Source organism: Azorhizophilus paspali (assembly GCF_043587585.2).
GTDB classification, from domain to species: domain Bacteria; phylum Pseudomonadota; class Gammaproteobacteria; order Pseudomonadales; family Pseudomonadaceae; genus Azotobacter; species Azotobacter paspali.
The window spans coordinates 3,044,827-3,057,901 of the sequence record NZ_CP171449.1 but is presented as its reverse complement, the minus strand read 5'-3'; the positions used below and the strand labels follow the sequence as shown (position 1 = coordinate 3,057,901).

Sequence of the window (13,075 nt, the reverse complement as noted above, 5' to 3'; positions counted from 1 at the left end):
TCGATGATTGTTCGCAAAGGGTATTTTCGCCAGACCACGCGGGCATCGCCTGTCGCGGCGAGGGAAGTAATGAGCTGCAAAATGGAGTGTTGTGCTGTTGCTACGAGTTACCCAGCGGATATGCCATTTGCGCGACTGCAAGGAGGCTAAATGACAGACCAACGTGTATTTTTTATGGGGTTGATTCATATGGTTCCGATGAGGCCGATTATATTTACTCGTGGGCGGGATGTTTTATGAGTGGCGTCTCGGTCAATACGATTAAGGGTAGTGCATCCGTTCCATTATGTGTCGATCTCGACGGAACCCTGCTTTGCTCGGACCTGTTGTATGAAACCGGAATGGCTTTTCTGCGCAAAAGGCCATTCAGGTTTTATCAGCCTTTTGTTTGGCTCGCCCAGGGTAAGCCGGCGTTGAAGCAAAATCTTGCCCATGTCGCCGATATAGATGTAAGCGTGTTGCCCTACAACCAGCAGGTGATCGATCTGATCGATGCGGCACGGCAAGAAGGTCGCAGCATCGTTCTGGCGACGGCCAGCCATCATTCATTGGCCGAGCGTATTGCCGATCACTTGAAACTGTTCGATATGGTGCTGGCGACAGACTCCGAGCGGAATCTTTCCGCACGCTGCAAGCACGATCTTCTGGTGAAGCATTTCGGCCCAGGGGGGTTCGATTACGTTGGTAATTCCAGGGACGATCTGCACATATGGGAGGGAGCCCGGAGATCCTATGTCGTCGATCCCGAAAAAGACGTGGAGAAGCAGGCCAAGGCTTTGGGAAACGTCGAGCAGGTCATCAAGTCCGATTCCGTCGGGCTCAGGGACTGGGCAAGGGCGTTGCGCCTCCACCAGTGGGCGAAGAATGTATTAGTCTTCGTTCCCCTGCTGGCTGCGCATCAATTGACCAATCCAGCGTTGCTCTGGAATGGCATTCTGGCTTTCCTACTCTTTGGCTTATGCGCATCTAGCGTTTACTTGCTCAACGATTTGCTCGATCTGGCGGATGATCGTCATCATCATTCCAAGCGCAATCGTCCGTTCGCAGCGGGGAGGTTGTCGATCAAATCCGGTCTGGTCGCCTTTCCCGTTCTTCTGCTCACAGCCTTCACTGGTGCCCTATGGTTATTGCCCTGGCAATTCACAGGCGCACTTGGCATCTACTATGTTCTGACCCTGGCCTATTCATTAGCGTTGAAACGCTACATGGCGGTCGATGTGATTGCCCTGGCACTGCTCTATACCATACGCATAATCGCTGGCGCGATGGCTTTCGGGCTGGAGATGACGTTCTGGATGCTGGCTTTTTCCATGTTCATCTTTCTCAGCCTCGCCCTGGTCAAGCGTTATGCGGAACTGCATGAGGCAAAGAAGAAAGGTCGAACCGAAAAAACCCGTGGGCGCGGTTACTATCCCAGCGATCTGGAAATGATTTCCTCGCTTGGAGCCGCTGCCGGTTATCTGGCTGTGATGGTTCTTGCGCTCTATATCCACGATCAGACCACCATTAGGCTTTATGCCCATCCACATGTGATGTGGCTGGCCTGCCCTTTGTTGTTGTTCTGGGTAAGTCGCGTCTGGATGCTGGCCCACCGTGGCGAGATGCACGATGACCCCGTGGTGTTCGCGGTGAAAGACCGGGCGAGCCTTGTGGTCGGCATGTTGTTCTGCCTTGTTTTCTGGGGGGCAGCATGAAACTTGGTCTGCATTCCTGGGGACGTTATCCCGACGTGTCGCAAGTCGCGCATTCCTGTGGCTGGGAATGCGACATGCCTGAACTGATGAGGCGGGTCGCGGATGCCCATGGCAGCACACTGCCTTACGGTAACGGTCGCAGCTATGGCGATAGCTGCCTGGCGGCTAGCGATCAGGTGTTGTACATGCGTACTCTGGGGCGTTTTCTCAAGGTCGATTGGAACGAAGGCACGGTGCTGGCCGAAGCTGGCGTCACGCTGGCCGAGATTCTGGCGCTATCGATCCCCAAAGGCTGGTTTCTTTCGGTGACCCCCGGAACCCAGTTCGTGACCCTGGGAGGAGCCATCGGCAACGATGTCCATGGCAAGAACCATCACCTGCGTGGCACATTCGGCAATCATGTACGTCGTTTTGGTTTGTTGCGTCACGGCCAGGAACCACTGACCTGTTCGCCCACCGAAAATTCCGACCTTTACGCTGCCTCTATCGGCGGGCTGGGGCTGACCGGCGTGATCACCTGGGTAGAAATCCAACTGATACCAATCCGTTCCAGCCAGATTGACAGCACTCTGGTGCGCTTCGAAAACCTGGACGAATTCTTCGCCCTATCGGCTGAGCTGGACCACCAGCACGAATACAGTGTGGCCTGGATCGACTGCCTGGCAAAAGGCAACAAGACCGGGCGAGGTGTATTCATGGTCGGTGACCACGCCCAATACGGGACGCTGGCGATGAGCGAACGCTCGAAGTTGCGTGTACCTCTGACGCCGCCGGTTTCCCTGATCAATAAACTTTCACTGCGCGCCTTCAACGAAATGTACTGGCGACGACATCCGGGCAGGCGTACCCGGCAGAGAGTCGACTACGAGCCGTTCTTCTACCCCCTGGATCGCGTCCTACACTGGAACCGCATCTATGGCCGCAAGGGTTTCCAGCAATATCAATGCATCGTTCCCGAGGCCGTGGCCAAACCGGCCATGCGCGAGATACTCGGAGCCATCGCCGATTCAGGGCAGGGCTCCTTCCTTGCGGTACTCAAGCGCTGTGGCGACGTCGCTTCGGCGGGGGTTCTGTCCTTTCCGTTGCCAGGCACCTCGCTGGCCCTGGATTTTCCGCAGACGGCCGACCTGGAAGTACTTTTCGCGCGTCTCGATGCCATCGTGCGCGAAGCGGGTGGACGCCTGTATCCCGCCAAGGATGCACACATGAGCGGAAGTGACTTCCGACAAGCTTACCCGGCGTGGGAACGCCTGGAAGCCTTGCGCGACCCATTTCTTATTTCCCGTTTCTGGAAAAGAGTCATCGCATGAAAAAGATTCTGATCGTTGGCGCCACCTCCGCCATCGCTACGGCTTGCGCGCGCCTATGGGCCGCACAAGGAAGTGAGTTCTTCCTGGTCGCCCGCAACGGTGAAAAACTGGAGCAGACCGCAGCCGATATCGAGGCACGAGGCGCCTGCCGAGTAACCTGCCACAACATGGACGCCACCGACTACGCAGCACATCCCGCCATGCTGGAGCACTGCCTGGCGATCCTGCAACAGATCGATATAGCTCTGATCGCTCATGGCAGCTTGCCGGATCAGAAATCCTGCGAACAGGATGTCGGCGTTGCCTTGCGCGAATTCGCCAACAATGGCACTTCGGTCATTGCCCTGCTCACTGTGCTGGCCAACCATTTCGAAGAGCAGCATTGCGGAAGTCTGGCGGTGATTTCTTCCGTGGCGGGGGATCGTGGTCGTCCTTCCAATTATCTGTATGGCACTGCGAAAGCCGCGGTTTCCACCTTCTGTGAGGGCTTGCGTGCTCGTTTGTTCAAGGTAGGCGTACATGTCATGACCATCAAGCCTGGGTTCGTTGATACGCCGATGACGCAGGGGCTTCAGTTGCCTGCGGCTTTGGTAGCCAAACCTGAGCAAGTTGCTAGACGTATCGTTAAAGGGTTGGAGTGCAGGGCCAATACCCTGTACACCCCTGGGTTCTGGGCCTTGATCATGCTGATTATTCGGCTGATACCTATTGGTATTTTTAAAAGAATAAATCTCTAAAATGGAGCCGAAAACATCGATTGGCGGATTCGAGTGCAGTGTGAGCTTTATTTGGTTGAGACTCGCCTGGGCTGAAAAGACGAGCTATTGGTTTAATTATGTTCGATTTCGCCTGGGTAGATACAAGTCGTAGCATGGTTTGCGAAATATTCCCGGTCGTATGAGATGTATGGCACTTCAGGGAGTAATGTATCGTTGCCTGTCATAGATGGCTACGATTTAGAGGTTAGCTTAGGAACGGTTGCATGAGCCAACTGGATGGACAGCCGGGTATGTATATGCGCTTGATTTGGGTTTTTGCTTGTACTTTGTTCTTTGTTGGGGCAGTTCTATTGTATGTGCCTTTCTATCCAGGAATGCCATTGAACGCTCTCGATCCGTCATGGGCTCTTGGAATGAGTTATGTGACGGATAATGCTCTAAGTATAGGAAGGGATGTGGTCTTTACTTTTGGACCGCTGTCCAATGTTTATACTCAATTCTATTCGGCCAATTATGACGCGGCATATGTTCTCATTGCTCTTTATGTAGTGCTTTCCTTCTTTGTGGGAGTTTATTCTTTATTTTTTTACAGGATGCAGGCGCTGCCCATGCTATTCGGTGGGCTCGTTATTTTGCTGTTTGGTTTTCCCAAAGACGCCTTCCTGATGCTGATTCCAGTGCTGACGACTCTTGGGTTGATATCGGCCGAATTGGATGGGGAGGGAGTGTCAAAGAAAAAGCTCGCTTTGTTTCTGTTCTGCGTTCCAGTGATCGGGGTCTTACCGATAGTCAAGCTGAGCTTTGTTGCGATTTGCGCTTTTTGCATATTTATTAATTTTGTTGTTTTGGTTTATAAAAGTAACTATGTATTGGCGGTGCTGTCCGCTGTTATCCCGTTTTTTGTTTGTATTTTGGCATGGGTTGGTTTTGGGCAGGGTATTGATGGTTTTGTAGGATATTTTATTAATTCTCTGCCTATCGTCACTGGTTATACGGAGGCGATGAATACTTATAATGGGCTGATCTTTCCAATAATATTCATGGTTGGCGCATTGGTACTTTTGTGGGGGCTGTGGAAAAATCGCTCCGTAGGCGGATTATTTGCTTTTGCGATCATTGTCGTATGCTCGGCTTATCTTTTTCTAACCTTTAAGGCTGGATTTGTACGGGATGACGGTCACGCAATGATGAGTGGTCTTGCGCTTATCATGGCTGCGCTTGTTACCGGCCCTTTCATGCAGGCGTCGAAAAGACTTGGGACTATAGTTGTTCCTTTTTTGGCTGGGGGAATAGTGCTGGGAGCCAATACGACCATGGACCCTATGCAACTGCTTTCACAGGCATTCAGTCGGTTAAATAGTGCGGTGAGTGGTATTTCCACACGAATCGCCGACCCGACGAAATTTGAGAGAGAGTATAAGGAAATTCTGGTGAGACTCTCCGAGTCGGCCAAACTTCCTAGGCTCGCCGGTACGACCGATATTTACTCCCATGGTCAGACTATACTTCTCGCATCCGGTTCAAAGTGGAATCCACGGCCGGTTTTCCAAAGTTATTCTGCATATACACCAGCTTTGTTGCGGATGAATGCCGACCATCTAAAAGGCGAGAGCGCACCCGATAATCTTGTTTTCGCTATTGAACCAATTGATGGAAGGCTACCGACTCTAGAGGACGGCCTGAGCTGGCCATTCATTTTCACCATGTATGCTCCGGCGAGCATGGTTGACAATCGAGTGGTTCTTCTTCGTGAGAGCGATAGGCTACCAATACTCACGCCAATTGGCGACGTATCTGCTCGGATGGAAGAGGCCTTCCAGATACCCACTTTTGATGGGCAGGTCTACATTACACTTTCGATCAGGCCAAATGTTTTGGGTCGAATCATATCGACTTTGTTCAAGCCATCGTACCTTATAGCTCGGGTCAAATTTTCGGATGGTCAGACCAATGAGTATCGAATCATTTCTGGAATGACTCAAACGCCGTTTTTGATATCCCCGCTCGTAGAGAGCAGCAGAGACTTCATGAGTCTGTACGCTGGTGCTGATCTTCTCGATGGCAAGCGTGTTGTGGAAGTCATGGTACGTCCTCAGAAAGGTCTTGGTTTGGGCTGGAGGCAAGACTTTGAGGTAAAATTCTATGGGTTTGAAACTGAACGTAAAAGTCATGTCTTACAATTGTTGGGCCTGTCGTTGCCTAGCCGTACCGTTGAGCCGCAGCCAGGCCAGTGTACCGGCGTGATCGATAGGATAAATGGTGCTCTGGCAAAGCCCGAAACTGCTTATGTCAAGGAGGTTCTTTCCGTACAAGGTTGGAATACCGTTAGCACCGATGGATTTCCTGAGAAGACCGAAACTGTGATTCTTCTTACCTCTGGATCGGATGTGTTGGAAGCAGAAGCAGTGATATATGAACGCCCCGATTTGGCTGACCACTTCAAGGTTCCAAGTATGGCTCGGGCTGGTTATAGTGCAGTCATTGATGTGCGCGGCCTGTCTGGACATTATAAGCTTGGCCTTGGTTTGAGGCAAAATGGCAAGCTTATACGCTGTCCACAATTCAGTAATGAAGTGGAAATCAGAAATCAGGTAGCCAGTCAATAAATTCGGGATCTCGATATGAGGCGTCTTATAATTATGCTGGCCAAGCAGTTCAAAACTCAAAGTTTCGGTAGTCCTATGTCCGTTTGTTCAAGGTGGGCGTGCATGTCAAGATCATCAAGCCAGGCTTCACCGATTCACCGACGATGCAATGGCTTCAATCACCTTCGGTCTTGGTGGCCAAGTCCGAACGAGTGGCTAAACGTGCTGTCCAGGAAGCGAGCTAATACATGGTGTTCCCAGGGGGCTGGGCTTTGATCATGTCGGCTGATACCTGTTGGCATTTATAAAAAATGAATATTTGACTGGAAGAGTTTCGTGATAAAGGTGAAAAAAATTACGAGAGCCTGGGAGGGGGATAGATGGCGCCCCTTGTGTTATGCCTTGGCGGCTACGCTGCTTGTAATCGGCTTGAGGGCAAAAGGTTTGCCTGGGGTCGAGAATACTTTATGGGCAGAGGATGGCTCGATTTTTTTGAATCAGGCCCTATCTCTTGGAATCGGTTCCATATTCGAGCCATACGCGGGCTATCTGCATTTATGGCCCAGATTGTTCGCATTTCTGGCATCCGTCCTTGGGTTAGCAAGTGCGCCTTTGGTCATGTTCATGGGCTGGGTTCTCGGCTATTTTTTAATGGCGAGTCTTGTCGTGACAAGGCTGCATGCCCAAGGCGTCAGTTTACCTTTCTGCTTTCTGGGTGTCATTCTGGTCGGGTTGCAGCCATCTACGAGCGAGACATTTTTTAATGTCACCAATGCACAATGGTATCTGTCCATAGCGCTTACGTTTCTTTTGCTGCTGAATGGTGGAGCTAAAAGTATTGGTGAGTGTTGTCTTGTATTTGTTTTGTCTCTGACCGGGCCTTTTTCCATAATTTTGGCTCCCCTGGTTTTTTTTCGGATAGCTCTTAAAAGATTCAAGGTCGACATGCTGCCCCATGCGATCTTCTTTTGCTGTGTGCTCGTGCAGATTTATTTTTTGATAGGGTCCGGGAGAGGCGAGGGTATTCAAGCGGATAGGGATTTATATAGTTGGTTCGGGGCGCTCAATATTTTTCTATTTTTTGGTGGGGAGAGGTTCTGGTTTCCAGTAATTTTCTGGTGTTTTGGTGTCTCGGGGGTGGTTTTTTTTGTTAGAAGATATTTTGCAGAGCGTCAAGATTTAGTTGTCGAAGTGCTCCTGCTAATCGTCGCTGCTGGTTTGTTTTATTTTGCCGGTTTATGGTTGAACAGACAAAACCCGCTGAGCTTGACGCCACTTGGTAGTGGGGCAAGATATTTCGTTTCCACATATGGGATACTCTTTTTATTGCCATTTCTAGTTTTCAAGGATTCCTTGAAAGCTTGTGCTGCCTTTGCTCTGTTAATGGTTTTTATCTGTTTTCATGGCTTCTCGTTCTTTGAGCGTAAAGGATACGAATTTTCTTCTTTCGCGGCTTTTTCTAAGGTTGCCGATAGCGTGGTTATTCCGATAAGCCCGAGTTTGCCACTTTATCCGGGTTGGCATGTTCTTGATTCCCGTCCTGTCAAGGAGGAGTCTCAAGGCTACGATTATGGGCTTGCCAATGTGCGTGCACACGATGAGGCCGGGTTAAGCGAGGAGGCTGGGTATTCTTATAAGTTTTTCGGAAATGATCCTCAATTCGAGTTTTCTGAGAAAATCCTGTGCAAGCACGCTAAACATGTTGGCATGGAAATTAAAATTGACAGAACGATTGCCGGCTGGACACAGCTCTTTTGGCTCAGGAATACGGGTTTTTCCGAGGCGAATTCTATTCGCCGATATTATCCTGCGGGTAAGGTCAAGATTCATTTTGCCTTCCCCTATTATGGCGATGATACTTATGTACGCTTCGATCCTGCAGAATTACCATCCACGGTCCGCTTGGAAGAAATAAATATCTATTGCCTGGGAGGGGGGGATGAGTGACTCAAGGATTGCTCTACCCGATGTCGCTTCGGCCATTATGGCAGTTTGTGACCTACATTGGCTCGCCAAGGATACTCCCTCTAGAGCACCTCTAAAAACTACCTGCGTGGTCATCGCTGCGTTAAAAACAGGCTCAAAATGCTCATTTACAGTGCGTAAACTCCGCTTTTTCGCCTGTTTTTGCCTTGCGCTGACTGCCTCGCCTACGTTTTTAGAGGTGCCCTCTATCATCGCCCTTCTGGCTCGGATACCTAGCTATTTAGGTGGGCAGTTTTCCAATTGCCTGTATCGCATCGCAAAGGCGGTGGTTTTTGTCTTTTGCGAGAGGGAGCCCGTCCGATTGTCCGGGGCCGGGGGACTGGTCGCTGTCGTCGAGTCGGGTTTCGTCGAAACCTTGATGATCCGGGGACTATCCCCGCCATATAGGAACAGGTGGCGTAACATATTTTCCTGGGGATCGAGCCTCTGGCAAATACCCGCTAAGGCCAAGGTTTCCGGCTATCCATTACGTAGATCATCCGCACCATTCATTGGCCTATCTTCAGGAGGCTAGTCCTGTGACCGAAGTTTTCCATCTGTCCGGCTGGCGTTACCGTGCAGTCATCCTTTCTGTCGTCTGCTCGGTGCTCGGCTACCTGGCCTTTTCCCTATGGGGTGGCTGGCAGGAGGTCGGCAATGCCGTGGCTAGGGTTGGTATCTTCGGCATTGCCATGGCGTTGCTGATGTCGACGCTCAACTATGCCTTGCGCTTCCTGCGCTGGCAGTCTTACCTCGCGGCTTTCGGCCATGCGCTGCCCTGGTGGCCGAGCCTGAGGATCTACCTGGCAGGTTTCGCCCTGACTACTACACCGGGCAAGGCGGGCGAAGCTCTTCGTGGGGTACTGCTCAAACCCTGGGGAGTCCCCTATCCACAGAGTTTTGCTGCGTTTTTCAGCGAGCGGCTGTCCGACTTGTTCGCCGTGGTGCTGCTGGCGCTGTTCGGGCTGACGCTGTATCCGGATGCGCGTCCCATGATCTTGGTCGGTGTCGTGCTGGTGGCGGTCGGCTTCACGTTGCTGTCCCGGCGTAGGCTAATTGAGAAGCTGACAACCTCAATACCGGAGAGTGGTGGCAAATTATCCCGGTTGGTCCGTCATTTGTTCCATGTGCTACTGGAGGCCCAGCGTTGCCACCAACCAGGGGTGTTACTAGGCGCGACCTTGTCAAGCCTATTGGCCTGGGGGGCAGAAGCGCTGGCCTTCTACTGGATACTGGGCTGGATGGGCGCCGATATCTCTCTGGAGTTCGCCATGTTCGTCTATGCCATTTCCATGCTGGCGGGGGCATTGAGTTTCATGCCCGGTGGATTGGGTAGCGCGGAGGCAGTGATGGTCGCATTGCTGGTGTGGAAAGGCATGGCCAATGCGGATGCCGTAGCAGCGACCGTGCTGATCCGGCTGGCGACCTTGTGGTTTGCCGTGGGGATCGGGGTCGTTCATCTGATTGGGTTTCAGAAGGAGGCGAAAAGCCCTTTCCAATCCGGTGGTTTGGGCGGTTGATCGTACGCGAAGGGCAGATCATCGATACCAACATCGTCCGCGCTCCAACCCAGCACAATACGGCTGAAGAACAGGAAATCGTGAAGCAGCGAGCAGCGCCCGTCGAATGGGAACCTGCTAATCTTACTGTGTCATAAGGCTAAACGTTCATCTGCTCGCTATTTTTCCGTCCGCAGCACGGACAACGATCAAGACGGCTCGCCAGGCGCTGGGCGATCAGCCAGCGCAAGGTCGTGATCGCGTTGGGTTGATGACGCTGGGGCCGCTGAGCGGCCCCGCGGAACGTACTCTCGGGGTAAGGCAGATGGCGGGCGGAGTGTGGCGTTTTTTGGGGTGTCAGGATGACGCAGGCGCTCGGCCACCAGAAAGCCATAGGCGGCAATGCACAGGGAGGCATGATGGTGAAAGCCACGCCAGCCGCGCCCTTCATAATGGGCAAGACCGAATTCCTGCTTTAGTTCCTGGTAATCGCGCTCGATGCGCCAGCGCATCCTGGTCACGGCAACGAGCCGTTCGAGAGAGGTGTCCGCGGGCAGGGTCGACAGGACGTATTTTTCCGGTTCCCACTGCCCCTCGGGCCACTCGATGAGCAACCATTCTTCGTCGCGTATGGCCGTCCGCTGCTGGTCACGATGTGCCGCCCGCACCCGAACTGCGGCAAAGCGACCGGACAGTGCCGTGTTGCTGCCCTGCCGCCAGGTGACGGTACGATAAGCACTGGCCGGCAGGCCGAGCGCCAGCGCCTTCACGCTGACCGGCCGATGTTCGGCATCCCGCCGCCGCAGTCGGGGTTTGCGTCCCACGCCCTTCCACGGTTCCGGGGGCAGAGGCGCCTTGCCTTCCGGCCAGACGCTCGTCGTTCCCTGCACGCCGACGGCGTAGACCAGCCCCAACTCGGTCAGCCCATCGCGAAACCCCGTATCGTTGCCGTAGCCGGCATCGGCCAACACAGGACCCCGCGCAATCCCGGCAGTCAGGGCGGCCTTGAGCTGTTCCAGTGCAATCGTGGGCTTGGTCTGGAATCCAATCCCTTCCGGCACACCGGCCCGGGTGCGCCGCGCCGTATCCGCCGCCCAATCCTCGGGCAGATACAGCCGCCAGGCCATGGGAAGACTCGCCCTCTGGGTAGCCAGCGTCAGACTCACGGCAATCTGGCAATTGTCCCGCTTGCCCAGTTGGCCACAGTACTGGCGCGCCACACCGACCGAGTGCTTGCCCTGCTTCGGAAAGCCCGTGTCGTCGACGATCCAGTAGCACTCGGTGCCGCCCTCGCGCAGCAGCGCCGGCTCCACCCAGGTCCGCACACGCTCGAGCAATCCCTCGTCCGACCAGTCGGATTTGGCGACGAAATGATGCAGTGACTGGTGGCGTGCCCGCACGGCATGGGGATCGACTGCTGCGGCCAGCGGCTCGACGCTCTTTCGTGCCAGCGGCAACATCAATCCCTGGCAATACCCACGCAGACCTTCATGCCGGTCCACGTGGCCCAGGGAATCGCACAGATGATCGAGGTAAGCTTCGAAGCGCTGTTCCATCCGTTATCCGTTCTCTCGTGGAATCCAATCGGCTGTTGGGATGAACGTATTCTCCTTGATTTTCTATGACATAGTAAGACTAAGCGCCGGCAAAAGGATGTCGAGGCGCGCTGGACGAAAAATCGTACTTCGGCTACAGGCTGGCAGGCAGCGTGGATCGCCGGTACAAACTGACCCGTAACGTGCGGGTGCGCGATGCCAGCGAGGCGGACACGTTGCATTTGGTCAATGTATTGGGTCGGGGTAACAGCAACCGGGACTTCCGGGCTGACCGTGGTTATCACGACAAGCCTCGCGAACACTGGCTCAAGCTCGATGGATGGCGTCCGCACATTCAGCGCAAAGGGCAAGCCAAACCTATCGCAGAGTGGGACAAGGCACGCAACAAGCGCATCGCCAGCCCACGCGCTCGGGTCGAGCACATATTTGCCAGCCTGGCACGAATGTACGCAAAGACGATCCGCAGCATCGGGTTGGCACGCGCGCAGTTAGGTTTGACGATCGAATCGGCGGTGTACAACTTAAAAAGGATGTCGGGCCTGTTGGAGATGGTATGAGGATGACAGCAGGCCGGCTTCTTCGGCCTGCATTGCACCCGTTGCGACGGGTGTCATTTCGGCGCCAGCCACATACACACGCCTTGTATTCAACTCAAAAACTGGGTTTTTAGAAGTGCCCTATTGCCGCAGATATCGTGGTTTCCGTATTTGCGCCATTAATCGTTTGCGCAAGTTTTCTAGAGGTCGTTCGGCTAGATAGTGGCCGGCGGCTCCCACGACGATGGACAGGAAGATACCGATCAGAAAGGTAGCCATGTGCCCTGGCCAATGCCCGGCAAGCGTCGTCAGTATCAGCCAGTGGAACAGGTAGGTGGAGTAACTGACGATACCGAGAAAGGCCAGCGGGCGACTGCAGAGCAGGCGGCCGACGAGGCCATGGCCTTCCAGTAGCAAGCCAGTGAAGCATGCCCACATCAGGCCAAGATACAGATGCTTATCCAGCAGCTCACCGCTCAATGGTGTGTTGAATAGCCACAGGCGGCTGCCGGGTAAAGCCAGTAGCAGGACGAGTAAAGTGAATAGAGCGAAAGGCGTGGCCAGGCGTGTACGGGGCAAGCTGCGAAGGTATGGCAGCAGCAGAGCTGCGAGAATTCCGAACAGGAACGAAGGCAAATACCAGCGAGTATCCGTCGAGTTTTCCGGTGTTTGCCAGTAAGGCCAGATGGATTGCTGCAGAACCAGCAGGGCAATGCCGGCGAGCAGTACGGCGGCGTTGCCGAGGCGGCGTTTCAAGCATAGCCCGGCCCAAGCCAAAGGAGGGAGTAGCAAGTAGAACTTGAACTCCACCGGAATGGTCCAGAGATGGATAAAACCTTGTTCGAAAGTCAGAGCGGCATGTAATTGGTCGGTATTTTGAATGCCCACGCCAGCCCAGTAGTAGAGCAGGCATGCCAGGGTGAACAGCGGCAGGATGCGCAGGATGCGACCAAGGGCGTAATCGAGCAGGCTGACGGCACTGAAACCGCGCTGTTGCAGGCGAAGAGTGAGCAGGAAAGCGCTGAGCACGAAGAACAGCCAGACCCCGTACTTGCCGCCGCCGGAAAGCATAGGAGACATTCTTGGCCAGTGGAAGCTAGTGCTATGCACGATCAAAACGATCAGACAGGCTAGGCCACGTGTGCCGTCGGCGGCAGGTAGTGGGGAGAAAGATGGTGGAGCGGCGGGCATGCTATTTTCAACATTATAAA

At 53.7% G+C, this 13,075-nt stretch carries 9 protein-coding genes; 7 read left to right on the top strand and 2 right to left on the bottom strand.

What is annotated here, in order from left to right; translation table 11 throughout:
- Positions 1-236: 236 nt before the first annotated feature.
- The 6 genes from ACGI6K_RS14800 (at position 237) to ACGI6K_RS14775 (ending at position 9,793) form a co-directional block, all read left to right on the top strand.
- Positions 237-1,694, top strand: a complete 1,458-nt coding sequence (locus tag ACGI6K_RS14800; protein ID WP_376949189.1) for a UbiA family prenyltransferase — start codon at positions 237-239, stop codon at positions 1,692-1,694.
- Positions 1,691-3,004: an FAD-binding protein gene (locus ACGI6K_RS14795; protein ID WP_376949187.1), complete on the top strand. Its 1,314-nt coding sequence runs from the start codon at positions 1,691-1,693 to the stop codon at positions 3,002-3,004. Before ACGI6K_RS14800 ends, ACGI6K_RS14795 begins: the two co-directional genes overlap by 4 nt.
- A complete protein-coding gene (locus tag ACGI6K_RS14790) occupies positions 3,001-3,741 on the top strand; it encodes an SDR family oxidoreductase (protein WP_376949185.1) in 741 nt (246 codons plus the stop codon). The genes ACGI6K_RS14795 and ACGI6K_RS14790 overlap by 4 nt, the downstream gene beginning before the upstream one ends.
- Before the next feature lie 245 nt (positions 3,742-3,986).
- Positions 3,987-6,329, top strand: a complete 2,343-nt coding sequence (locus ACGI6K_RS14785) for a hypothetical protein (RefSeq protein ID WP_376949183.1) — start codon at positions 3,987-3,989, stop codon at positions 6,327-6,329.
- Positions 6,330-6,644: 315 nt separating this feature from the next.
- Positions 6,645-8,255 (top strand): hypothetical protein, encoded by a 1,611-nt coding sequence (locus tag ACGI6K_RS14780; protein WP_376949181.1) that lies wholly within the window; start codon positions 6,645-6,647, stop codon positions 8,253-8,255.
- Positions 8,256-8,812: 557 nt separating this feature from the next.
- Positions 8,813-9,793 (top strand): lysylphosphatidylglycerol synthase transmembrane domain-containing protein, encoded by a 981-nt coding sequence (locus tag ACGI6K_RS14775; protein WP_376949179.1) that lies wholly within the window; start codon positions 8,813-8,815, stop codon positions 9,791-9,793.
- Positions 9,794-9,981: 188 nt separating this feature from the next.
- Here ACGI6K_RS14775 and ACGI6K_RS14770 read toward each other — a convergent pair whose 3' ends face one another.
- Complete coding sequence (locus tag ACGI6K_RS14770) at positions 9,982-11,328, bottom strand: IS701 family transposase (protein ID WP_394542954.1); 1,347 nt, start codon at positions 11,326-11,328, stop codon at positions 9,982-9,984.
- Between the two features lie 152 nt (positions 11,329-11,480).
- On the opposite strand from ACGI6K_RS14770, the gene ACGI6K_RS14765 reads away from it, so the two are divergent.
- Positions 11,481-11,885, top strand: a complete 405-nt coding sequence (locus ACGI6K_RS14765; protein ID WP_376946500.1) for a transposase — start codon at positions 11,481-11,483, stop codon at positions 11,883-11,885.
- A gap of 120 nt (positions 11,886-12,005) precedes the next feature.
- On the opposite strand, the gene ACGI6K_RS14760 is transcribed toward ACGI6K_RS14765, so the two are convergent.
- On the bottom strand, positions 12,006-13,055 hold the full coding sequence (locus tag ACGI6K_RS14760; protein ID WP_376946498.1) for an acyltransferase family protein: 1,050 nt from the start codon (positions 13,053-13,055) through the stop codon (positions 12,006-12,008).
- Positions 13,056-13,075 lie beyond the last annotated feature (20 nt).

Bases quoted from the DNA above. Each gene is read 5' to 3' on its own strand.
- ACGI6K_RS14800 (WP_376949189.1), top strand. From the start codon at position 237: ATGAGTGGCGTCTCGGTCAATACGATTAAGGGTAGTGCATCCGTTCCA.
- ACGI6K_RS14795 (WP_376949187.1), top strand. From the start codon at position 1,691: ATGAAACTTGGTCTGCATTCCTGGGGACGTTATCCCGACGTGTCGCAA.
- ACGI6K_RS14790 (WP_376949185.1), top strand. From the start codon at position 3,001: ATGAAAAAGATTCTGATCGTTGGCGCCACCTCCGCCATCGCTACGGCT.
- ACGI6K_RS14785 (WP_376949183.1), top strand. From the start codon at position 3,987: ATGAGCCAACTGGATGGACAGCCGGGTATGTATATGCGCTTGATTTGG.
- ACGI6K_RS14770 (WP_394542954.1), bottom strand. From the start codon at position 11,328: ATGGAACAGCGCTTCGAAGCTTACCTCGATCATCTGTGCGATTCCCTG.
- ACGI6K_RS14760 (WP_376946498.1), bottom strand. From the start codon at position 13,055: ATGCCCGCCGCTCCACCATCTTTCTCCCCACTACCTGCCGCCGACGGC.